This window comes from Cognatitamlana onchidii (genome assembly GCF_004804355.1).
Lineage (GTDB): Bacteria > Bacteroidota > Bacteroidia > Flavobacteriales > Flavobacteriaceae > Cognatitamlana > Cognatitamlana onchidii.
In genome coordinates, this window is record NZ_SRWZ01000003.1 from 80,838 (window position 1) to 102,983 (window position 22,146).

22 protein-coding genes and 1 pseudogene are annotated in these 22,146 nt (G+C 34.7%); 8 read left to right on the top strand and 15 right to left on the bottom strand.

Features of this window, described 5'->3' with window-relative positions; translation table 11 throughout:
• The first annotated feature begins 19 nt into the window (after positions 1-19).
• Positions 20-1,393, top strand: coding sequence for a 30S ribosomal protein S6--L-glutamate ligase (rimK, locus tag E5D58_RS06630; protein WP_394345706.1), 1,374 nt, complete (start codon positions 20-22; stop codon positions 1,391-1,393).
• A 206-nt stretch (positions 1,394-1,599) separates the two neighbouring features.
• Here rimK and E5D58_RS06635 read toward each other — a convergent pair whose 3' ends face one another.
• Entirely contained in the window at positions 1,600-2,838 is a 1,239-nt protein-coding gene (locus E5D58_RS06635; RefSeq protein WP_136481064.1) for an OprO/OprP family phosphate-selective porin, read from the bottom strand.
• A 228-nt stretch (positions 2,839-3,066) separates the two neighbouring features.
• Between E5D58_RS06635 and E5D58_RS06640 the strand changes: the two genes are divergently transcribed.
• From E5D58_RS06640 to E5D58_RS06655, 4 genes are all read left to right on the top strand, one after another.
• Positions 3,067-5,577, top strand: coding sequence for an MG2 domain-containing protein (locus E5D58_RS06640; RefSeq protein ID WP_136481065.1), 2,511 nt, complete (start codon positions 3,067-3,069; stop codon positions 5,575-5,577).
• A gap of 132 nt (positions 5,578-5,709) precedes the next feature.
• Positions 5,710-6,327, top strand: coding sequence for a YqaA family protein (locus tag E5D58_RS06645; RefSeq protein WP_136481066.1), 618 nt, complete (start codon positions 5,710-5,712; stop codon positions 6,325-6,327).
• A gap of 64 nt (positions 6,328-6,391) precedes the next feature.
• Complete coding sequence (locus tag E5D58_RS06650) at positions 6,392-6,688, top strand: DUF3817 domain-containing protein (RefSeq protein ID WP_136481067.1); 297 nt, start codon at positions 6,392-6,394, stop codon at positions 6,686-6,688.
• Entirely contained in the window at positions 6,685-7,935 is a 1,251-nt protein-coding gene (locus E5D58_RS06655) for a mechanosensitive ion channel family protein (RefSeq protein WP_136481068.1), read from the top strand. The genes E5D58_RS06650 and E5D58_RS06655 overlap by 4 nt, the downstream gene beginning before the upstream one ends.
• Before the next feature lie 57 nt (positions 7,936-7,992).
• Here E5D58_RS06655 and leuB read toward each other — a convergent pair whose 3' ends face one another.
• The 6 genes from leuB to E5D58_RS06685 form a co-directional block, all read right to left on the bottom strand.
• Positions 7,993-9,048 (bottom strand): 3-isopropylmalate dehydrogenase, encoded by a 1,056-nt coding sequence (leuB, locus tag E5D58_RS06660; RefSeq protein ID WP_136481069.1) that lies wholly within the window; start codon positions 9,046-9,048, stop codon positions 7,993-7,995.
• A 12-nt stretch (positions 9,049-9,060) separates the two neighbouring features.
• Complete coding sequence (locus E5D58_RS06665; RefSeq protein WP_136481070.1) at positions 9,061-10,581, bottom strand: alpha-isopropylmalate synthase regulatory domain-containing protein; 1,521 nt, start codon at positions 10,579-10,581, stop codon at positions 9,061-9,063.
• 90 nt (positions 10,582-10,671) lie between these two features.
• The gene (gene leuD, locus E5D58_RS06670) at positions 10,672-11,271 is read right to left on the bottom strand and encodes a 3-isopropylmalate dehydratase small subunit (protein ID WP_136481071.1); all 600 of its coding nucleotides are present in this window, start codon (positions 11,269-11,271) and stop codon (positions 10,672-10,674) included.
• A 95-nt stretch (positions 11,272-11,366) separates the two neighbouring features.
• Complete coding sequence (gene leuC / locus E5D58_RS06675; RefSeq protein ID WP_136481072.1) at positions 11,367-12,773, bottom strand: 3-isopropylmalate dehydratase large subunit; 1,407 nt, start codon at positions 12,771-12,773, stop codon at positions 11,367-11,369.
• A gap of 223 nt (positions 12,774-12,996) precedes the next feature.
• On the bottom strand, positions 12,997-13,380 hold the full coding sequence (locus tag E5D58_RS06680; RefSeq protein ID WP_136481073.1) for an acyl-CoA thioesterase: 384 nt from the start codon (positions 13,378-13,380) through the stop codon (positions 12,997-12,999).
• 14 nt (positions 13,381-13,394) lie between these two features.
• Positions 13,395-14,282 (bottom strand): DUF72 domain-containing protein, encoded by an 888-nt coding sequence (locus E5D58_RS06685; protein ID WP_136481074.1) that lies wholly within the window; start codon positions 14,280-14,282, stop codon positions 13,395-13,397.
• 86 nt (positions 14,283-14,368) lie between these two features.
• Between E5D58_RS06685 and E5D58_RS06690 the strand changes: the two genes are divergently transcribed.
• The 3 genes from E5D58_RS06690 (at position 14,369) to E5D58_RS06700 (ending at position 16,297) form a co-directional block, all read left to right on the top strand.
• Positions 14,369-14,950 carry a TetR/AcrR family transcriptional regulator gene (locus tag E5D58_RS06690; RefSeq protein WP_136481075.1) on the top strand — a complete coding sequence of 194 codons (582 nt, stop codon included), beginning with the start codon at positions 14,369-14,371 and terminating at the stop codon, positions 14,948-14,950.
• Positions 14,951-15,000: 50 nt separating this feature from the next.
• Complete coding sequence (locus E5D58_RS06695; protein ID WP_136481076.1) at positions 15,001-15,750, top strand: SDR family NAD(P)-dependent oxidoreductase; 750 nt, start codon at positions 15,001-15,003, stop codon at positions 15,748-15,750.
• 130 nt (positions 15,751-15,880) lie between these two features.
• Positions 15,881-16,297 carry a glyoxalase gene (locus E5D58_RS06700; protein ID WP_136481077.1) on the top strand — a complete coding sequence of 139 codons (417 nt, stop codon included), beginning with the start codon at positions 15,881-15,883 and terminating at the stop codon, positions 16,295-16,297.
• Here the strand turns inward: E5D58_RS06700 and E5D58_RS06705 are convergent.
• From E5D58_RS06705 to hisB, 8 genes and pseudogenes are all read right to left on the bottom strand, one after another.
• Positions 16,294-16,977: a DUF2461 domain-containing protein gene (locus E5D58_RS06705; protein ID WP_136481078.1), complete on the bottom strand. Its 684-nt coding sequence runs from the start codon at positions 16,975-16,977 to the stop codon at positions 16,294-16,296. The two genes, E5D58_RS06700 and E5D58_RS06705, sit on opposite strands and share 4 nt — an antisense overlap.
• A 70-nt stretch (positions 16,978-17,047) precedes the next feature.
• On the bottom strand, positions 17,048-17,833 hold the full coding sequence (locus tag E5D58_RS06710; protein ID WP_136481079.1) for a tRNA pseudouridine synthase A: 786 nt from the start codon (positions 17,831-17,833) through the stop codon (positions 17,048-17,050).
• Between the two features lie 6 nt (positions 17,834-17,839).
• Entirely contained in the window at positions 17,840-18,463 is a 624-nt protein-coding gene (gene hisIE / locus E5D58_RS06715) for a bifunctional phosphoribosyl-AMP cyclohydrolase/phosphoribosyl-ATP diphosphatase HisIE (protein ID WP_136481080.1), read from the bottom strand.
• A 13-nt stretch (positions 18,464-18,476) separates the two neighbouring features.
• Positions 18,477-19,232, bottom strand: a complete 756-nt coding sequence (gene hisF / locus E5D58_RS06720) for an imidazole glycerol phosphate synthase subunit HisF (protein ID WP_136481081.1) — start codon at positions 19,230-19,232, stop codon at positions 18,477-18,479.
• On the bottom strand, positions 19,222-19,950 hold the full coding sequence (hisA, locus tag E5D58_RS06725; protein ID WP_136481082.1) for a 1-(5-phosphoribosyl)-5-[(5-phosphoribosylamino)methylideneamino]imidazole-4-carboxamide isomerase: 729 nt from the start codon (positions 19,948-19,950) through the stop codon (positions 19,222-19,224). Before hisA ends, hisF begins: the two co-directional genes overlap by 11 nt.
• 27 nt (positions 19,951-19,977) lie before the next feature.
• Positions 19,978-20,265 (bottom strand): annotated as a pseudogene (locus E5D58_RS15215) (GIY-YIG nuclease family protein).
• Between the two features lie 44 nt (positions 20,266-20,309).
• The gene (hisH, locus tag E5D58_RS06735) at positions 20,310-20,891 is read right to left on the bottom strand and encodes an imidazole glycerol phosphate synthase subunit HisH (RefSeq protein WP_136481083.1); all 582 of its coding nucleotides are present in this window, start codon (positions 20,889-20,891) and stop codon (positions 20,310-20,312) included.
• A 68-nt stretch (positions 20,892-20,959) separates the two neighbouring features.
• Positions 20,960-22,096 (bottom strand): bifunctional histidinol-phosphatase/imidazoleglycerol-phosphate dehydratase HisB, encoded by a 1,137-nt coding sequence (hisB, locus tag E5D58_RS06740; RefSeq protein WP_136481084.1) that lies wholly within the window; start codon positions 22,094-22,096, stop codon positions 20,960-20,962.
• Between the last annotated feature and the right edge of the window lie 50 nt (positions 22,097-22,146).

The window sequence follows — 22,146 nt, forward strand, 5'->3', positions numbered from 1 at the left end:
CAAAACATCAAATAAAAAATTGAACTCAATACAATACAAAGTAGTTGGCAGCGAGGAGTGGTGTGTCTTTAAGGAATTTGGAATTCCAGCTATTAAAGCGCGCATAGACTCTGGAGCTAAAACATCATCAATACAAGCCAATAATATAAAGCCTTTCTCAAGAAAAGGCGAGGAATGGGTAAAGTTTGAAGTAAACCCAATTCAGGAAAACCGAAGCATAGCAATTAAATGCGAGTCTAAAGTTATAGCAAAACGAGTTGTTAAAAGTTCCCTTGGTATTTCAGAAGAACGTTTTGTAATTAAAACCGCTCTAACCCTTGGAGACGATACATTTGATATTGAACTCACACTAGCAAATAGGGATTCCATGGAATTTAGAATGCTTTTAGGCAGAGAGGCTTTGGCAGGACGCTATGTAGTTGATACGGCTTCTTGCTATTTACAAATAAACTTCACTCAGGAGGAAATAGATAAAAAATATGCACCGTTTATTCCAGAAAAAACAGGTTTAAAAATTGCTTTGTTAGCCAGTAATCCAGACTTATACAGTAACAAGCGCTTAATGGAAGCAGGGCAGGCTAAAGGACATGACATGGTATTCTTAAATGTACAACAGGCGTACATGAAGTTTGATGCAACAGAACCACAAATTCGCTACCGAGGTGGAAATGTTATTGATGCTTTTGATGCTATTATACCTAGAATAAAACCATCTATGACGTTTTATGCCTGTGCTTTAATACGACAGTTTGATGCTATGGGCGTTTATTGTTTAAATACAGCCGAAGCCATTACACAATCAAGAGATAAGCTTTTGGCTACCCAACTATTTGCTAAAAACGACATCCATATACCAACAACTGGTTTTGCCAATTCTCCATTAGACACCAAAGATTTAATCAAGATGGTAAACGGGGCACCATTAATCATCAAGTTGTTAGAAAGTACTCAGGGTAAAGGTGTTGTTTTAGCCGAAACCAATAAAGCAGCAGAAAGTGTTATAAATGCCTTTAAGAGTGTTAACACCAATATACTAGTTCAGGAATTTATAAAGGAAGCTAATGGTCAGGATATAAGATGTTTTGTAGTAAACGGTAAGGTAGTAGCTTCGATGCAACGGCAGGCCGCTAAGGGTGAGTTTAGAGCAAATATTCATCAAGGAGGACTAGCATCTAAGGTGAAAATTACCGCTGAAGAAAGAAAACTAGCCGTAAAAGCAGCAAAAATATTAAACTTACCTGTAGCAGGTGTAGATATTATACGTTCTAATAAAGGGCCACTTTTATTAGAGGTAAACTCCTCACCAGGATTAGAAGGAATAGAACACGCTACAGGATTGGATATTGCAAATATTATGATAGAAGCTATAGAGAAGAAGTTGAAGTTTAAATAGTGCTTGTTAAACCATCAGTATTAGTGCAAATTAACGTTTACATAATTACTATCGATACAAGTCTAAAGCCATTATATCTGCAATTATGTCAAATATCGCCCAAAAGCGCTATTAAGCTAATTGTTATAAATGTACTATAATTTATATTATGTAAAATAGAATCTGGATTTACCTGTATCAATATACCACTCTTCTAACAAAATAATCTATAACGAGATATCCCATTGTATGCGAAATCGTAATCCACTAGAATCAGCTAGCGCTTCACTTTCTAATTCAAAATAAGTAACTTCTGCAGTTAGCTTGTTTCTATGTCCGCCTTTAAAAAACCAATTGAATGCTAGCGCATATTCCTGTTCTAAATTTCTAGACACATCAGCATTAGGATTATAAGATGCAAATCGTCCAGCGATTTCCAACGGTTTGGGTATAAACCCTAAAGCATTCGAAAAGAAATAGCCAGCTTGAAAATAACTACCTCTTAACTTTGTTATTTGGTTATTAACCCGATCATCAATGTTTTTAGTGTGTATTTCACTTTGCCATGAAAACCCTTTGTATTTAAAGGCTGTTTCTAGCATCATTTGATTCACTTTATACTGACCAGAAACTCCCTCTTCAAACCCCTCTAACTGTCCACCTCCATCTTGAGAAAACCGCGTATACGGACTCGTATTGGTAGCTCCAGCAAATGCTAATAATGCGGTTGGCTTCTGGGTAAAATCTAAATCAGATCCCGACATGCCTACAGACCTTCCTAGAAAATTCCATTGTAAGCGCCCAACATACATTAAGTTATTATCATCATTTTCAGCGGCGCCACGTCCTGTTCCTGTAAGCACCGAAACATGATAGTTTAAATCCGCCAAAGAGCCTTCAAAAAGATGTCCATAAAACTCTATACCTTGTTGCCTATCTAATGTAAATGGTCTGGTAATAATAGAGCGTTCTGCCAGTTGTTGTTTCCCTGATGAAATAACACGTTCACGGTTGTAATAGGTTTTCCACTGCCCCACTTTAATATTAAAGGCTTTCCATTTGGTAAACATTAGTCTAAAATCTAATAAGTTGCCTTGTGCAAGTTCGTATTCAAAGTAATACTTCATGTAAGGCTTAAACGCATGCCCTCCTACTTTCAATCGGGCTCTATTAATTTTAAAAACGGTATTATCTGTGGCATAAATATCATCAAAATTTAAGGGGTTCTGGTCGCCAGGGGTTGCAAACCTAAACTGTAAACGCGATTCAATGTGTAGAAGATGTTTATTGTCTAAGGTTTTAAACTGAAACCCTTTGTTGGTATAGCGAATATCTATTTTATCCTTAGATAAAGCGTCTTGTTGTTTTTCTTGGGCATTTATAACGTTTATAGAGCTAATAAATAAAATACACAACAACGTGAAAAAAACACTTATTTTCTTAAAAAGAAAGCGGTTTGCAAGCATATACAAGATTTATGACATGTGAAAATATAGATATAAATTGACATATTCAAATAGCCATTTTGCGAATAATAAAGTTAAGAAGAAGGTGTTTAATAGCCTTCGTTAGAGCATACATAGTAAAGGCTTTGTAAAATGATATCGGATAGGGTAATTTTAAGAAAATCAATGGTTTATATTGTTGAATAAATTGTAAATTAGAAGAACTTCATTGATAAAAATGAATTAGATATGCCTTTTAATCGCTTTCTTGTTTTATTAATCTTTTTTGTTAACGTATCTGCTCAAGAAGCTAATCGGTTTCAAGACATGTTAAAATACCTAAGTTCCGCAACCACAGAGCAGGTCTATATACAAACAGATAAAGACCTTTATACTCCAGGGGAATCTATTTGGATCAAGGCATATTTGGTAGATGCTAAAACACACGCACCAAGTAACATGAGTAGAGTGATTTATATTGAAATACTTAATTCAAAAGATAGCATAATAGCGCAACAGAAGCTTTATGCGCCATTTGCAAAGGCATCTAGTAATATCACCTTGCCCAAACAAGTTTCGTATGGTACTTATACTTTAAGAGGCTACACCAAGTACATGTTAAATAATATGGCGCCTGTAATCTTTCAAAAAGAACTATCAGTTTTACCAAAGGATAGTATGTCCAACATTATTTCAGAAAATTTTGAGCAAGACACATCAGTTCTAAATAAAACGAACTTAAATGATAAAGCACCAAAAGTTCAATTCTTTCCAGAAGGCGGTGACCTAGTTATTGGCATGGAGTGTGTTTTGGGTGCCATAGTTAAAGATAGCGAGGGCAATGGTCTAGCACTTGAAGGTAAAATTGTAGATGATAATGGCCATTTAGTAACTTTTTTTAATAGTTACAAATTTGGATTGGGCTGGACCTCTATTTTAGTAAAACCAAATACACAGTATTATTTACAAATCCCTTATAACAATACCTTATTCAAATATCCACTACCCGATGCTATTTTAAAAGGGTATACCTTCCGGGTTACGAATTTTGGTAAGCATGTTAATATAAATGTTTCAACGAATATTTCTAACGGCCTTCAAGGTGCTCGGTTAGTAGGTCACATTAGGGGGCGAATTATTCTTAATCAGGTCCTTAAAAGTCATGAAATGAGCCTTAACACCATTAAACTCATTACAGACAAGCTACCAGAGGGCATCGCTCAATTTACATTATTCAAGCCTAATAGCGAGCCCATATGTGAGCGCTCAACGTTTATTGAAAACGCAAGCAAGAATTTAGAGTTACAGATTAATACAGACCGAACGCACTATGGACTGCGAGAGAAAGTTAATGTGGAACTTCAATTGTTAAACGATGACGGAGAACATCTTGAAGGAAACTTTTCGGCAGCTGTAGTTCCTAAAAGTGAAATTAAAAGTAATACAAATAATATAAAAAACTGGTTATGGCTAAATTCCCATTTCGGTGGTTCTGTCTTGACCTCTAATTATTTTTTTAAAGAAAAATTTAATGGACATAATTATATGCTAGACTTGTTAATACTTACACAGGGTGGAATGAAGTCTTGGTCGTCTTTTATGGCAAAAGATACGCTAAGTAAGGATTATGCGGCGCCAGAGCTTGGTATAATGATAGAAGGAATTACAACAGCCTACAAGAATCAAGACCAGCCAAGGCAAACACTTACAACATTAAATGTTTTATCCAATGAATTGATTCAAGAAAAAATGACGACTAATGAACAAGGTAAATTTAGCTTTGGGCCGTTTGTTTTCGAAGACAGTTTAAGTACCGTTATTATTGCAAATAAACCCTCTGGGGCATCAATTACTAAAGATGACATATCAATATTTCTAGAACCTTACTTCCCTAAAGTTGAACCTCTCAGAAGAGGTAAAAGACATTCAAAACAGGTTGTTAACCCTATTCTTAAAGCTAATAATGTTGATATGATAGAATTGGAACCCATTTCCAATATAAAACATGATTCTGCTACGGTTCACTTAGAAGAGGTTATATTAACCCATAACAAAAAGAAGACATCATTGCAGCTTCTAAATAAAGAGCTTAATGCAAGAACCTTGCATGGAACGCCATCAAAACGTCTTATTCCTGATTCAATACCAGGATTAGAACGTGGTCCATCCAATGTTTTCAATCTTTTAAGATATGTGCCTGGTGTTCGCGTTTCTGGTAGTTTTCCAAACCAAGAAGTTTTCATTAGACCAAAGTTTGGTCGTTTTGGAGACCCTCCTTTTTATTTGTTAGACGGCACCCCTGTTTCAAAGGAATACATTAAGAATATGCCAATATCAGATATTCTTTTCGTTGATGTATTAAAGGGAGCCGATGCATCAATATATGGTGGTAGAGCCTCTGGTGGTGTGGTGGCCGTTTACACTAAAAGAGGTGATGATGTGAATGAGACGGCAACGGCCCGTGAATTTTCAGGCATGAAATATGTTATGATTCCTGGGTTCCACAAGACGAGTTCGTTTTATAAACCTAGTTATGAGGATTCTTTAACAAATTACGGGAAACCTGATTATCGTAAGACTTTGCACTGGGAACCTAACATTGAATTGAGTAGTGATTCTTCTCATAGTTTTTATTTTTTTACTGGAGATTTAGTTAATAACTACGTAATTCGTATTGAAGGCATAACTAAGCAAGGTGTGCCTGTATTCGAGGAATTCAATTTTTATGTAACAGATTCTGGGAAACTCTTGGGGCATTAATATGTCTTAACCTCAGGACGCTACAAAAAAAAACTTATGCCCAAAAAGCACGCGTACTATAACCCTTTTTCCAAAAAATAATTTTACAAATAAAAGTCTTATATTTATCTTTGTGCCTTTAATGCCCCAAGAATGAAAAACACCCCCAAGGCCAAGAGTGGGAAATCACGCTTGCAATTACTTCATCAATATTATCAATATACAGGCTTTTATCAGTTTGTAGGGCGTGCCGTTATAAAGGCATTGCCATATATTTTGGGAGCAGTTGTGATTATATATGGCTTAAACCAAATTTTTAATATCAATGCAGGGTTGGTGAGGCTTACTCAAATTTTGCCAGCCTATGGTGTTTTAAGTTTCTTTTTTGTTTCTGAGACCTTATTGGGGTTAATACCGCCAGAAATATTTATAGCTTGGTCCGATAAAACTACAGATCCTTGGTTTAATTTAAGCCTACTGGCCCTGTTATCCTATGGTGGCGGATTATTAGCCTATTGGATGGGACGTTCTATTACCAAAATAGAATCCGTTCATAATTATTTAGAGGTTAAAATGGCAAAGCAGTTGAAGAACTCCAAAAAATGGGGTGGTTTCTTAATTGTTGTAGGTGCCCTATTACCTCTACCCTTTTCTATATCTTGTATCGCAGCGGGGATTATAAAATTTCCCTTCCGAGGTGTTGTACTTTATGGATCTTTAAGATTGCTTAGGTTTGCTATCTATGGGTTGATTATTTTCAATGCCATTTAAAAAACACCTTATCTTGTAGCGTTTTAGATTTTTGTGTTCTACTTTTGCACTTAAATCATAAGGCATGTTTTCTTTTAAATCTATATTTAGAATTGTGGCACTTTTAGAAGGTGTCTCATATATCCTTCTTTTATTTATTGCAACACCTATTAAGTACTTGGGTAACGATCCGCAATATGTCAAATTATTAGGCATGCCCCATGGACTCCTATTCATTGCTTATATTGCCTTGGCCATAATTTTAAAAAATGATTATCTATGGAATACAAAGCAATTTATAGTTGTTTTAATAGCCTCTATAATTCCTTTTGGAACATTTTATATTGATAAAGTTTATCTTAAAAATACGGTCGTGAAATGAATACCATTAAGCACTACATTTATGACTACTTAGTTTCTATTGGTCTTTCTGATGCCTCTGCCAAATATTTAAATGTTTTCATATTACTTATTGGCTTAGTCGTCATTATTTTTCTAATAGATTTTCTAATAAGGAAACTTCTAATACAGGCCTTTGTTCAATTTGCAAAAAGTACTAAAACACATTTTGATGACTTTTTAATTGCTAATAAAGTACCAAGAAATATTGCGCACATAATACCCTTTTTGATTGCGCTAGAGTTTATCCCTGACATCTTTGAGGATTTTTATGATTTAGAAATAATTGTTGAAAAAGGACTAATCGTATTTTCTTTAGTACTTATTTTATGGATGGTGAGAAGCATTTTAAATACTGTTGAAGATTACCTTAAAACCTTGCCGCGATTTAAAGACAAACCTATAGATAGTTACATACAAGTCTTTATGATTTTTGCCTGGTTAGGTGCCTTTTTATCTGCTATAGCCATAATTACAGGCATTCCATTTATAAAATTCTTAACAGGTTTAGGGGCTATTTCGGCTGTTGTGTTGCTTATTTTTAAAGACACCATTTTAGGCTTTGTGGCCAGCATACAAGTGGCTATCAATGATATGGTTAGAATAGGTGATTGGATTACTTTCGAAAAATATGGTGCCGATGGAAATGTAGAAGAAATTAATTTAGCAACCGTTAAAGTTCAGAATTTTGATAAAACAATAACAACCATCCCTACTTATGCTCTAATATCCGATTCCTTTAAGAATTGGCGAGGTATGACTAATTCTGAGGGAAGGCGTATTAAACGAGCGCTCTTTATTAAACAAGACGGTGTTAAATATTTAAGTGAAGATGCTGTTGAAAATTTAAAAGGTATCCAACTTATTTCTGAATATCTAAATAGCAGACAGAAAGATATTAAAGCTTATAATGCTTCAAAAAACATCGATAAGTCCTTATTGCTTAACGGAAGAAACTTAACAAACCTTGGTGTTTTTAGAAAGTATATTGATAGCTATTTAAATAACCATTCTGCTATTAATAAAGACATGATTATTATGGCGAGGCAACTTGCGCCAACAACACAAGGAATCCCTCTAGAGATTTATGCTTTTAGTAGTGATAAGCGTTGGGAGAATTACGAATATATTATGTCGGATATATTCGATCACCTAATTGCGGCACTCCCCTATTTTGAATTAGAGATTTTTGAGCTTCCTAGCCATAGCAGTTTAAAGCATTTAGCATAAAAAAAGAGGATTTAGCAAAATGCTAAACCCTCTTTTTCTTTATCAACTAAGTTCTTCTTAAATATTCGCAGCCAACCAATCACCTACTTCACTGGTTCCGTAAGACTTGCCTCCATCGGCTAAATCCTCAGTTACCATACCTTCATTTAGTGCTTTATTAACTACATTTCTAATGGCTTTTCCTTCTTCTTGAAGTCCAAAATTTTCAAACATCATTGCAGCAGATAATACAGTGGCCATTGGATTAGCTATATTGTTACCTGCAGCTTGTGGATAAGAACCGTGAATAGGCTCGAACAATCCTATATCCGATCCTAAAGAAGCAGAAGGCATTAGTCCCATAGATCCTGAAATTACAGAAGCTTCATCGGTTAAAATATCTCCAAATAAGTTTTCTGTAATTAGCACATCATAACTGTTTGGCCATTGCACCAAACGCATGGCTACAGCATCTACAAACTCATAAGACACTTCAACCTCTGGGTAATCTTTTTCCATAGCTTGTACCGTTTCTCTCCAAAGTCTTGATGTTTCAAGTACATTAGCTTTATCAACACAGCATAACTTTTTTGAACGCGACATCGCTAATTCAAAACCTTTTTTAGCCAAACGTTGTACCTCTTCTCTTGTGTAAACACAATTGTCATAAGCGGTTTCTCCTCCGTCTCTTCGCCCTTTTTCACCAAAGTAAATACCGCCTGTTAATTCACGTAAAAACACCAAATCGGTGCCTTCAATACGCTCTTGTTTTAAAGGCGATTTATCCAATAAAGATGGGAATGTAAAGGTTGGGCGTACATTAGCAAAAAGACCTAAAGCCTTACGCATTTTAAGTAAACCTTGCTCTGGACGAACCTTAGCAGATGGATCGTTATCAAATTTTGGATGACCAATAGCACCAAATAATACGGCATCGGCATTTTTACAAATGTTGTGGGTTTCATCTGGGTAAGGTTCACCAACGGCATCTATGGCCGCTGCCCCTGTTAATGCTGGTTGCCAGTTAATATCATGTCCAAATTTTTTGGCAACAGCATCACTAACTTTTACTGCTTGATCAATAACCTCAGGTCCTATACCGTCTCCGGCTAAAAGCGCAATATTAAATTTCATTCCTTTTATATTCTAATTAATAATAATGTTTAGCATTTTTTCCGTGGCTTTTATGGCCGATACTGTTTGATCTGAATCTAAGCCACGTGTTTTAAATTCTTTTTCAGCGTTCTTCCAAGTAATAATGGTTTCACACAAGGCATCAGAGTTACTCCCAGGAGGAATTCTAACTGCGTAATCAATTAAATTGGGTAAGGTGATATCCTTCTTTTTAAAGATTGATTTTAAGGCATTCATAAAGGCATCGTACTGTCCGTCACCTTGCGCATGTTCCTCAAAGGTGGCCCCTTCTATAGTGATAGACACCGTTGTTGAAGGCTTTAATCCTTTAGAATGTGTAAGTACATAGGAGTTTACCGTTACTTTTTCCTCATATGTGGTATCTAAAACATCCGAAATAATATAAGGTAAATCTTCTTTAGTAACCACTTGCTTTTTATCGCCAAGCTCTATAATCCTTTGGGTAACTTTCTTTAAGTCTTCATCATTTAATTGAAGCCCTAACTGCTGTAAATTTTTTTGAATATTTGCCTTTCCAGAAGCTTTACCTAAGGCGTACTGTCGTTTTCTACCAAAACGTTCAGGCATTAAATCACTAAAATAGAGGTTGTTTTTATTATCGCCATCAGCATGAATTCCTGCAGTTTGGGTAAATACATTAGCACCAATAATTGGTTTGTTGGCTGGTATCATGACTCCAGAAAAATTTTCAACAAGCTTACTTACTGTATATAAAAATTGTTCGTTTACACCAATTTCTATATTAGGTAAAAAGTCGTTTATTACGGCTATTGTGCTCGACATGGGGGCATTACCTGCACGTTCTCCCATACCATTAACTGTAAGATGCAATCCATCTGCACCAGCTTTTAGACCTGCTATGGCATTGGCTACTCCAAGATCATAATCATTATGTGCATGGAAATCAAAGTGTAAACTAGGATATTTGTCTTTTATCTCCTTAACAAAAGTATAGGACTCCTCTGGTGTTAAAACACCCAGAGTATCAGGGAGCATAATGCGTTTAATTGGTTGAGACGAAAGAAAATCTAAAAACTCGAACACATAGTCCTTAGAATTTCGCATACCATTACTCCAATCTTCTAAATAAACATTGGTATCGATACTCTTTTCTTCTGCCAGAGCAATATTATCGGCTATTTCCTTAAAGTGTTGTTTAGGCGTTTTTTTAAGCTGATGCGTTAAATGATTTAATGAGCCTTTGGTAAGGAGGTTCTGAACCTTTGCTCCAGCTTCTAGCATCCATTTAATAGACACCCCATTATCAACAAAGGATAATACTTCAATTTTATCTAAATAATTATTTTCTGAAGCCCAGTCCGTTATATCTTTTACCGCTTGAAATTCTCCTTCAGAAACTCTGGCTGATGCAATTTCGATACGATCAACCTTAAGTTCTTCAAGTAAAAGTTTGGCGATAGTTAGTTTCTCTGAAGCAGAAAACGACACCGTAGAGGTTTGTTCACCATCCCGTAAGGTCGTATCCATTATTTCTAGCTGTCTTTTACTCATTGAAGGCTTTGTAAATTCACAAAAAAGCATTTCATAATTAAATGGAATGCTTTTTCGAAATTGTTATATGTTTAATTGTTTTACCACTGTTTAAAATGGTCTTGTTTCTGCAAATGTTTTGACCTCATCTTTCATGTTTTGAAGATAATCAATGTCATCAAAACCATTGAGCATATTTCCTTTCTTATAACCATTAATATCAAAAGATTCAGAAGCTCCTGTTGCAACTAAGGTAACTGTTTGATTTGGTAGATCAACTTTTATCTCAGTTTTAGGATCCGCTTCAATAGCGTCAAATAATTGTTGTGCAAATTCTGGAGATACTTGAACTGGTAAAACCCCAATATTTAAACAGTTATTTCTAAAAATATCTGCAAAGAACGATGAAATTACGCATCGTAATCCAAAATCATAAACAGACCATGCAGCATGCTCTCTTGAAGAACCAGAACCGAAGTTCTTTCCTCCTACTAAAATTTTAGAACCAGCATATTTAGCATCGTTTAAAGGAAAATCGGCAATGGGATTACCCTCAGAATCATATCTCCAATCACGGAAGAAATTATCTCCAAATCCTTTGCGCTCTGTTGCTTTTAAAAAACGAGCCGGTATAATTTGATCGGTGTCCACATTCTCAATAGGTAGCGGATATGCTGTACTTGTTAATACTTCAAATTTATCGTAAGCCATATTATTTTTGATTTTAGCCAGTAGCATTTCGCCATTGGCAATATCTTTTATTTAAATTAAATTAAGCTATTGGTAAAACCAAAAGCCATTGCCTTTTAGGCTGTTACTTCTATTAATGTTCTTGGATCTGTGACTACACCTTGAACCGCTGTAGCAGCTGCCACAAGAGGTGATGCCAATAAGGTTCTAGACCCTGGTCCTTGACGTCCTTCGAAATTACGATTCGATGTTGATACCGCTAATTTCCCAGCAGGTACTTTGTCATCGTTCATAGCCAAACAAGCAGAACAACCTGGTTCTCTTAATACAAAACCAGCTTCATCTAAAATCTTGTCGAGACCTTCTTCTTTAATTTGGTCCACCACTTTATGAGACCCAGGTACTAGCCAAGCGGTGATGTTATCTGCTTTTTTACGACCTTCTACAATAGAACAAAAAGCTCTAAAATCTTCAATACGGCCATTGGTACACGATCCTAAGAACACATAATCTACCTGCTTGCCAATCATGTTTTCCCCTTCATTAAACTGCATATAGCCTAATGATTTCTTATATGTTTCAACACCACCTTCTACCTCATCAGCATTAGGAATTGATTGTGTAACCCCAATACCCATACCTGGATTAGTTCCGTAGGTAATCATAGGTTCTATATCAGAAGCATTATAAGTAAACTCTACATCAAACTCGGCGTCGTCATCCGTTTTAAGCGTTTCCCAATAAGCCATAGCTTTATCCCAATCAGCGCCTTTTGGTGTGTGCTTTCTTCCTTTTATATACTCAAACGTCTTTTCATCTGGAGCAATCATACCTCCACGAGCACCCATTTCAATAGATAAGTTACAAACTGTCATACGGCCTTCCATAGACATATTTTCAAAAACATCGCCAGCATATTCTACAAAATATCCGGTGGCTCCAGAAGTTGTTTGTTGAGAAATGATATATAAAGCTACATCTTTAGGTGTTACTCCAAAACCTAATTCACCATTAACATTAATACGCATTTTTTTTGGTTTTGGTTGCATAATGCATTGTGTAGACAATACCATTTCAACCTCAGAAGTTCCAATACCAAAAGCAATGGCCCCAAAAGCACCATGGGTAGAGGTATGCGAATCTCCACAAACTATAGTAGAACCTGGTAATGTAATACCATTTTCAGGACCTACAATATGAACAATACCATTGTTTCTATGTCCTAAGCCCCAGTGTGAAATTCCATATTCGGCAGCATTGTTCGCTAAAGCTTCCAATTGATTTGCAGATAATGGATCGGCCACTGGTAAATGCTGATTCCATGTAGGGGTGTTATGGTCGGCGGTAGCAAAGGTACGCTCTGGATACATAACCCCAATTCCTCTTTGTTTTAAGCCAACGAATGCTACTGGACTCGTTACTTCATGTATAAAATGACGGTCAATAAAGAATACATCTGGTCCATCTTCAATATTGCGAACCACATGCGAATCCCATACTTTGTCAAATAATGTCTTGCTCATAAATAGTTTAAATTTTCGTATTTGTCTTCAATTTGCAGGTTTTACCTAGCATAGCGAATCATAAAAGTCTACAAATTTATAGTTTATTAGAGTTATTCAAAACTTAAAAGCTATTTGTTATTTATTTTTTATAAAATAACTAATGAACACCATAATAATTGCATTTTATGCAATGAAAACATTTTTTTGGCTATAATTTTTAAAGAGGAATTTTAGTTGTTTTTTACAATCGGTCTTTTACGTACTCTACCTTGGTTTTTCCATGTGGTAATGGCTTACCATCTTTTCCAACATTTACCATCACGATGTTAGAAATTGTTATGATTGTTTCTCGTGTTCTCATATTTCTTACTTCGCAACTTAAGGTTAAAGATGCACGTCCAAATTTCGCAGCTTTTATACCTATTTCAATAACATCGCCTTGTTTTGCTGAAGCCTTAAAATCTATTTCGCTAATGTATTTTGTAACTACTTTTTGGTTTTCTAATTGTACAATACTGTAAAGAGCTGCTTCTTCGTCTATCCACTCTAATAACCGTCCGCCAAAAAGTGTACCGTTAGCATTTAAGTCTTCTGGTTTAATCCATTTTCTAGTATGAAATCGCATAATTTGGTTTTATATTAAAATAGTGTTTTTTGAGTTTCTTGGTTAGGAATGGTAAGATTACACCCCAAAGCCGCATTTACTTTTTTTAAAAAGTAAGCGGATAGTAAGGGAGACTCTTTTTCTATATTTTGATGAATAAAAAAATCAATTTCTTTAATTCCCTGTGCTTTCCATAATTTAAGACGCTCTACCCAATCATCCAATCTTGAATAATCTGATGCATGATTCGCTCCAACATACCTAACAAAAGCTGTGGCGTTAGTTAGCCTCATATGCATTAAGTCGCGCCTACCAGCAGTATCTACAATAATATTAGAGATATAATGAGATTCAAGAAGTTGGTACAACTCATCGGATACATTACTATCATTATACCAATTGGGATGTCTAAATTCAACAGCCAAAGGAATTTCCTTTGGCCATGATTCAATAAAGTTAACTACCCTATCGAAATCTTTGGGCGCAAAATTAGAGTGCATTTGTAGAAAGACAGTGCCTAATTTTTCTTTTAAATTTGAAGCATTATATAAATAGTTGTCAACCACTTGAGTAACTTCATTTAAACGCTTCCAATGACTAATTTCTTGATTTAATTTGGGAAAAAACTTAAATCCCTTAGGCGTTTTATCGTACCATTTTGAGAATTGTTCAGCAGGAAAAATCCTGTAAAACGTGGCGTTTAATTCTATTGCATTAAACTGGGTTGCGTAATACCCCAATTCATCTTTTGTTCCTCTGGGATAAAAGCCTTTAAGGTCTGCTCTATTCCACTTGGCACACCCAACGTATATTTCAGGCGTATTAGCACGCTTATCTCTATTTAAAACCGCTTTAGTTTCAGGATGATCTTGTGGTAAAGTAAAATCAATATCTTGAGGGTTTTCTACGCTGCCAAATTTCATTTAATTCCTTTTTTCCAAAAATAACTAAATTTTAACATTAGTATTCTAGATATTTTTTTAATTTTGGAACGTTCATTTCAAATAAAATGCCAAAAGTAGAAACATTTAACAGAGATTTAGTTATTGAGCAGGTTACCAATGTTTTTCATGACAAAGGGTTTAATGCTACATCTATGCAAGATATTGTGGATGCCACCGGGCTAAACAGATCCAGTATTTATAACTCATTTGAAAACAAGCATAACCTTTTTTTAGAATGTTTAAAAACCTATAAGAGTAGATCCAACAACCACCTTTCGGATAAGCTAAGTACAGCGTCAAATTCTTTAGATGCCATAGCGTTAATTTTTGATGTTTACATTGAAGAGATAATTAAGAATGTACATGATAAGGGGTGTCTTATTGTTAATTGTGCGTCCGAAATGGCAAATCATGATGTGTCTATCACTGATTTTTTATTCAAAAATCAAAGTGATATGCTCACATTTTTAGAAAATTTAGTTAGCAAGGGTCAAAAAGAACAGCTTATAAACACAAATAAGTCGTCAAAAGAATATGCCTTATACCTTTACTCCAGTATACAAGGATTTAGAATGACTGGTATTTTAATTTCGGATAAACCTGAACTAGAAAGTATTAAGAACACGATTATACAAACATTAATTTAATTTTTTTTAATTCAATTTGAAACGATTGTTTCAAATAAATATTTATAATTATGAGTAAACTAGAAAACAAAGTAGCCGTTATTACAGGAGCCAATAGCGGTATTGGGTTAGCAACCGCTAAATTATTTTTAAAAGAAGGAGCTAAAGTGGTAATTTCTGGAAGGCGTGAAAATGCTTTAGACGAAGCTACCAAAGATTTAGAAGGAGATTTTATAACGGTTGTAGCCGACGTTAGTAAAACAGAAGATAATAAGAATCTTATTGACCAGGCTGTAGCAAAATATGGTAAAATTGACATTCTTTATCTCAATGCAGGTATTGCCCCACCAACTCCAATCGCAGATGTGACTGAAGCACATTACAATATTCTATTTGATATTAATGTAAAGGGCCCTATTATGGCGTCTAAATTAGCTTTACCGCATTTAAATGACAATAGTACCATACTATTTACAAGCTCTATTGTAAGACAAAAAGGGTTTGAAGGCTTTGGTGTATATTCAGCAACTAAAGGCGCCTTAAGCTCTTTTGCAAAAGTATTAGCGACCGAAGTAAAATCAAGAGGTATTAGAGTGAATACCATTTCCCCTGGTCCAGTTGAAACTCCAATTTATGGAAAAATGGGATTACCGCAAGATGTACTAGATGGATTTGGAAAAGACATGAGTGCTCAAGTACCTTTAGGACGTTTTGGTGCCTCAGACGAAATAGCTACTACAGCTCTGTTTTTAGCCTCAAGTGATGCTTCATATATTAACGGTGTTGATTTAGAAGTAGATGGCGGCTTATCACAACTTTAGAATAGCTTAAATAAAAGGTCGAAAACTTGAATTTTCGACCTTTTATGTTAATAACCTGGTTAACAACTATCAGTAAATTGTTAATATAGGTTGTAATTATTCGATAATTTTAAGTCCAAATCTTCTATATATGGACTCTAGACAATTACACATTAAAGGTATTAGACCCGAAATTTCAAGTGCTACAATTAATGACAACATGAGTAATGACGAGCGTTTTCAAAATTCTGTACTACGCCCAGTTATTAAATTTCAAAACGATTTGTTGATTGAAGTTTTTAGAAACTATGTAGCAAAGCATAAAAATGTTTTTTACGAATTGACTTTAGAAAAGCGTATTGACTATATCGAAAATGCGGTTCAAAAAGATATGAAGTTTCGAAATTCTATGAAAGGGATGATTATTGGATTGTTCTCTGTTGAAGAATACTTAGTGTATATTGAAAACTCTTCAGCTTTAAACAAACGTATGATGAATATTGTTAAAGAACGTTTGCTTAGTCAGATTCAATTATTTGAAACTCCTAAGTTACTGGCTGCAGTTTAGTCTATTAACGACACCCCATTCAAATCCGTAGTAAGCACATCGCTCATATAATCAAAAAATGGACGAATGGCTTTAAAGGATGCGTTAACATCATCTAAAAATCCAGCATCTAAAACTTCTTTATCTGTATACTTTTTAGTAAATATATATTGCTTTTTCTTTATTAAATCTATGGCCTTATGCTCTTTACTAAAGCCTTTGGGAGCTGTTTTTACCTCATCTCCAACAAAGGAATCACCCCAAATAGTATTAAATCTTTTGTTCGCTAAAATCTCACGGATTTCAGAATCATCCATCTCAAACTCCTTACGTATTCTTAGCAAATCTTCTTTAGCTGGTTCCCAAAACCCTGTAGCAATAAAACTTTGATTATTGGGCTGGATATGCAAATAGTAGCCGCCTCTTAGTCGCGGTTTTGTTCTGTGAAAAGAACCTCCAAAATGTGTTTTATATGGTAGTTTATTTTTTGAAAAACGCACATCGCGATAAATTCTAAAGATTTTTAATTTATCGATATCATCGTGCTTGCTTAAGCCTTCAAAAATAGTATTATAAAATTGCTTTACTTCTGCTTCAATAGCTTTAAACTCAGGTTTGTTTTCATTAAACCAGTCTCTATTGTTATTTTTCTCTAGTTTTTTAAAAAAAGTGAAAACGGATTTAGGGAGTGTAGGATTCATTTTAAAAAGTTATGATTGATGAATTTGTGAAATTATGTCGACAACAAGACTTCTAAATTACAAAACAAAACTATTCAAAATCAATTTTATTTAAAATCAATCCAGAAGCTGGAGCAATGTAATCCATTTTAATTTTACTATCAGGCACAAGACTATCTTTAATATCTTGGAGTGTTAATTTGCCTTTGCCCACATCAATTAAAGTACCCATCATCAGTCTAATTTGATTACGCATAAAACCTTTACCTCTCACCTTAAGTAGGTATGACTTTTTTGGAAAGTAGTTAGCCGTATAAATTGTATTTTCAACCAACTCACACTTTAATATCTCGCGTGTATAAATGCCCTTATCGGTGGGTTTAAAACAGTAAGACCATAAATAATTTTCGCCCTCAAATAATTGAGCGCCTTGTTTCATCAACTCAATATCCAAATCATCAAGAATAGTAGTCATGATGGGCGCACAAAACGGGTGGCACTTTTCTCCGTTGGTAAATAGGTAGAGATATTCTTTTATTTTTGGGTTATTGATGATATTAAACTTAGCATCAACTTCTCTAATTTTTAAAGCCCTAATATCTTGAGGTAAATTATAATTAAAGAGTTCTAAAAAAACGTCTTGATCTTGAATTGGGTCTTCCAAAAACAATTCGAACGTCGCCTGTTCTGCAGACACCATGGCATCAGTTCTTCCGGAACTTAAACTTTTGAAAGGCTTACCTTCCAAAATAAAATTTAAGGTTCTATCAACCATAAGATGCAATGTTTTCACATCTGGTTGTTTTTGCCACCCATGAAAACGATATCCTAGGTATTGGATATCAATCACATAGAAATATTTTTTAGCAAATCCCACAAATATTTATTTGTGTCGTCCTTTTAATTCGTTTTCAATATCTTTTAAAGTAAATCCTTTAGCCTGGAGCAGCATGAGGTAATGAAATAGTAAATCGGCAGACTCATAAAGGAATAATTCATCATTATTATCCATTGCTTCAATAACTGTTTCCACAGCCTCCTCTCCTACTTTTTGAGCGACTTTATTAATACCTTTTGAAAACAAACTCGCTACATATGATTTTGTAGTATCTTTATTAGCAACACGCTCAGTAATCACATCTTCTAAAGTTGAAAAGAATCCGTAAGATTGCTCATTTTCTTCTCCCCAGCAATTACCCGTTCCCTTATGACAAGTAGGACCCACAGGATTTACAGTAATTAATAACGAATCATTATCACAATCATTTTTTATTGAAACTAGCTCTAAAAAATTACCGCTTTCTTCTCCTTTGGTCCATAAACGCTGTTTACTTCTACTAAAAAAAGTTACTTTTTTAATCTCTAAAGTTTTTTGATAAGCTTCTTCGTTCATATACCCCAGCATCAACACATTTCTTGTTGTAGCGTCTTGAATGATTGCTGGTACTAGTCCGCTTTGATCGTATTTTATTTCCATAATCTTTATTTTGTTTATGGCTGAAATCATTTCAGCAAGATGACTAAAGTCGCACTTCTATATTATGTTTTTTCAATTCTTTTTTTAGTTTAGGAATGGGAATTTCTCCAAAGTGAAATACACTAGCTGCTAAAGCGGCATCAGATTTACCTTCTTTAAACGTATCTACAAAATGTTGCACATTACCAGCGCCACCAGAGGCTATAATTGGAATATTAAGCATCTCTGATAGTTTAGCAAGTGATTTATTGGCGAACCCATTTTTAGTACCGTCATGATTCATTGATGTAAATAAAATTTCTCCAGCTCCGCGCTTCTCCACCTCTTTGGCCCATTCAAATAATTTGATATCTGTTGGAATGGTGCCTCCAGCAAGATGCACGAACCATTCAGCATCTATTTCTTTGGCATCAATAGCAACTACCACACACTGACTTCCAAATTTATCCGCTAGCTCATTAACTAATTCTGGACGTTTTACTGCGGATGAATTAATAGATACTTTATCTGCGCCATTTTTTAATAAAGCATCTACATGTTCTACACTCGATATGCCGCCACCTACCGTAAAGGGAATGTTAACTTGTTCCGCCACACGAACCACCATATCTAATGTAGTTCCTCTATTTTCTAAAGTGGCTGCAATATCTAAAAACACCAACTCGTCGGCTCCTTGGTCGGCATATTGTTTTGCCAATACTACTGGGTCTCCAGCGTCGCGTAAATCTACAAAATTGACCCCTTTTACGGTACGTCCGTTTTTGATATCCAGACAGGGTACTATTCGCTTAGTTAACATTTACAATATAGTTTTCAAGTTGTTTAAGACTTAGTTTGTTTTCATAAATGGCCTTGCCTATTATGGTACCTTCACAGCCCAATGCTGCTAATTTTGGTAATTCGTCAAATTTTGAAATACCTCCGGAAGCTATAAGTTTTACACCATTTAATGCTTTCAACATCTTTTTATATAAATCAAACGACGGACCTTCTAACATACCATCCTTAGCAATGTCAGTACAAATTACATAAGACACCCCTTCCCTCATATAGTTCTCTACAAAAGGAATCAACTCTTCATTAGATTCTTCTAACCAACCACTTATGGCAATTTTTTCATTGTTAGCATCGGCACCTAAAATTATTTTATCTGCTCCAAATTTTGATAACCAACTTTTAAAAATCTCTGGTTTCTTTACGGCAATACTTCCTCCTGTAATTTGACCAGCTCCAGACTCAAACGCAATTCTTAAATCTTCATCCGTTTTTAGTCCACCGCCAAAATCAATCTTTAAATTGGTTTTAGTTGCGATGGTTTCTAAAACTTTGTGGTTTACAATATGACTTGCTTTTGCACCATCTAAATCCACTAAATGTAAATACTCAATTCCGTGATCTTCGTATTGCTTTGCAATTTCTAGTGGATTTTCGTTATATATTTTCTTTGTGCTGTAATCACCTTTGGATAACCTTACACATTTTCCTTCAATAATATCTATTGCTGGTATTATTCGCATTGATTAACTTGTTAATCAACCCTAAATTTATTTCAGGGTCTTTTTATTAATTTCTATTCTTAAAAGATTTGGATTTGATGCTTTAATCAAACTCCATTTCCATTGTTTATGCCAATTTTTTAATTGTTTTTCTTTACTTCTGGCTTCCTGCATCGCATCAAACTCTTCAAAATAAATCAAATCTAAAACATTATACTTTTAAGTAACTAAAGCTCCTTTTCCGTTTAAATGTTCACTTAATCTTTGTTTTAGGTTTTCGGTATATCCAACATAATAATACCGTTCTATTTTTATTTGATAATTTGTACCATTAATATTTAGCCATTTGCAAAGATCCTGAAAACAAGTTCAGGACGATTCTAAAGGTTCAAAAAATTCTCGAGAATTTTTGCTCCCTTAGAACCACTCTTCTCAGGATGAAATTGCGTTCCATAAAAATTCTCATGTTGCAACGCCGACGCATAATTAATACCATAATCTGTTTTTGCTATGGTTTCATTACAATGTTCTGCATAATAGCTATGTACTAAATACATATACTCACTTTCCTTAATGTCTTTAAATAAATCTGACTTTAAATCTTTAATAACATTCCACCCCATTTGAGGTACTTTCACATCATCTGAAAACCGTTTAACGTTGGTTTGGAAAATACCTAAACCGATGGTGTTACCTTCTTCAGTATGTAAACACATTAATTGCATACCTAAACAAATACCTAATACTGGTTGTTTCAAATTAGGAATCAGTTTATCTAAACCACTTTCCTTAAGCATTTCCATTGCAGAACTTGCTTCTCCTACGCCTGGAAATATTACTTTATCAGCAGCTTTAATTTCTTCTGGATCGTTTGACAGCAAAGTATCATACCCTAAACGTTTAAAAGCAAATTGAATGCTTTTTATGTTTCCTGCGCCGTAATCTATTATAACTAATTTCATTTATAAGCTCTTGGCTTTTTGCTCTCAGCTATTAGCAAAATGCTAGTAACTAAAGGCTAAAAGCTATTTTACAACATTCCTTTTGTGCTTGGTAAAAACATCTTGTTGGTATCACGTTTTACCGCCATTTTCATCGCTTTAGCAAAGGCTTTAAAAATACCTTCAATTTTATGATGCTCATTAACGCCTTCTGCTTTTATGTTTAAGTTACATTTCGCACCATCGGTAAACGATTTAAATAAATGAAAAAACATTTCGGTAGGCATATCTCCTATCTTTTCGCGTTTAAATTCTGCATCCCATTCTAACCAATTTCTCCCTCCAAAATCTACAGCTACTTGTGCTAAGCAATCGTCCATTGGTAAACAAAAACCATAGCGCTCGATACCTAATTTATCACCTAAGGCTTTATTAAATAATTCACCAAGAGCTATCATGGTGTCTTCAATGGTATGATGTTCGTCAACTTCTAAATCCCCATCAACTTTAATGGTTAAATCCATGGCACCATGGCGCCCGATTTGGTCTAGCATATGATCGAAAAAAGATAAACCTGTGTCGATATTATTCTTACCAGACCCATCCAGGTTTAATTTTATATAAATCTGAGTTTCATTAGTATTACGTGTTATTTCCTTAACTCTTGATTTAAGTTTTAAAAACTCATATATTTCTTTCCAATCTGTACTTGTTAAAGCAATACAGTCTGTAATATCTTGTTTAGATGTTTCAATTTCATCGATTCCTAATTCTGGGTCTTTGGCCATAAAAACACCTTTAGCTCCAAGGTTTTTTGCTAACTCCATATCGGTAATTCTATCACCTAAAACGAAGGAGCTCTCTAAGTCATAGTCTTCAGAAAAGTACTGGGTTAACAATCCAGTTCTTGGTTTACGTGTATTCGCATTTTCATGTGGAAACGTTTTATCAATATGAATTGCAGAAAACTCCACTCCTTCTTTTTTAAAGGCATCAATAATTTTATTTTGAGCAGGCCAAAACGTGTTTTCAGGAAAACTATCTGTCCCTAACCCATCTTGATTGGTAACCATAACCAATTCATAATCCAACTCACTGGCAATTTTCGCCATGTATTGAAATACCTTTGGGTAATATTCTAACTTCTCTAAACTATCTAATTGATAGTCTACAGGTGGTTCTAAAACTAATGTTCCGTCTCTGTCTATAAATAATACTTTTTTCATTGCTTTATAGCTTTTGGCTATTGGCAGTTAGCTATTAGCTAATTTCCAAC